Source organism: Cupriavidus sp. UYPR2.512 (assembly GCF_000379565.1).
In the GTDB taxonomy this organism is placed as follows: Bacteria; Pseudomonadota; Gammaproteobacteria; order Burkholderiales; family Burkholderiaceae; genus Cupriavidus.
Genome location: NZ_KB903101.1, coordinates 1 through 1,383, shown reverse-complemented (window position 1 = coordinate 1,383; position 1,383 = coordinate 1). Strand labels below are relative to the sequence as shown.

The 1,383-nt window shown below is 60.1% G+C and carries 1 protein-coding gene; it reads right to left on the bottom strand.

The window, feature by feature from the left end; all coding sequences use genetic code 11:
- A partial coding sequence (locus tag A3A5_RS45055) for a DDE-type integrase/transposase/recombinase (RefSeq protein WP_018312746.1) occupies positions 1-1,383 on the bottom strand: 1,383 nt, incomplete at both ends.

Genomic DNA, 1,383 nt, shown 5'->3' with positions numbered 1-1,383 from the left:
CGGCGGGCCGACTGCATCAAGCACAGCGTGCGACGATGATGCTCAGCAAGCCGCGTCAGCACCACCTGTTGAGTATTGAGCAAGTATTCCATTGCTTCGAGCGGGGTCACGCTGTTCAAGCCGGTATGCGGCGTACCGTTGTACGTCGTGATCGCATACTCAACCAGCTCCTCCAGCTCGTCGAGCGACACATAGAGCCGAAGATTGCCCTTCGGATCGGCGAGCGCGCGGCGCAAATCCCGTGGGTGCGAACCCGTGTAGCCGGGTAGGCGCGAAGACAGTCGCTGCGCCATCGTGCCGAAGAAGCGTTCGATGTATGGGCGCTCATCCGGACAGTACCTGGGGCCTGCATCGACGAGACAACCGATGAATTCACACAGTGCCCTCAGCGTTTCGTTAGCCAGGTTCGCCTTGGCGTTGTCGAGCTTCATCCATTCCCACGTGACATACGAGAGCTCTGGCCACCTTTGTGACGGAAGGCCTCCCTGCGCCTCATAGCCGAGCCCATCTATGGAGAAGGCGCGGGCACGATGGGGCTCCAATGCCTTCTCGATGGTCTTGATCACGTCGTAACGGCTGTATTCTCGCGCCAGTACGAGGTGATAGCCCAGCACGGCCCGCGTGCAGACGTCAATGATCACTAGCAACCACACCCGCTCAAGCTCGAACTCATGTTCAAAGCCAAGCGGATCGCGGACGATAAGCTTCAGCCGAAGATCGAGTCGGTGACCGTCGAACTCGACGATCTGATAAGGATGCGTTGCCGCTGGACAGCCGTCGCCACCCTCTCGACGTGGCAGCCCCTTCAGGTGTGACGCACCCGCCGAACGTGCCGCCTGGCCGAAGCTGCGCAACATTTCCGCCTTCAGAAGCTCCGACAGTGAGCGAATCGCACGCCCTGCCGTATTGAACGGGTAGTCCGTTAGCTTCAGGCCCACCATCCGACACTGCCGCAGGAATTCATCATGGAGAGCTTGCAGTCCACGCAGACGTGTGCGCAGCCGCCGGTCTGTATTGATCTGCTCGAGCAGAACCCGACGCTGCTTGATCTGCAACCGCAGCCAGGTGCTAAGCGACGGATAGCGCTCGAAGAGTTGCGACAGTGCACCGGCCCCGCCGGAATTGCCGCGCTCTCCACCAATTCTTACTGTGCTGACTCGAGCATACTCTGCGATCCGCATATAGCGACCCAGGGCACGAAAACCGTATGGCCGGCCATCCGAGTGTGGAACCATGGCTCGTTCAAGCCAGCGATACAGATCGCGCCGGCTCACCCCCGTGGATTGCTCAATCTGCCTGAGCGATTCACCTCCGGCATAGCGCACGATCGCCTGTCTACGCCTTTCAAACGCGTGCCGCTGCACGGAATCGAGCTCTGTATAG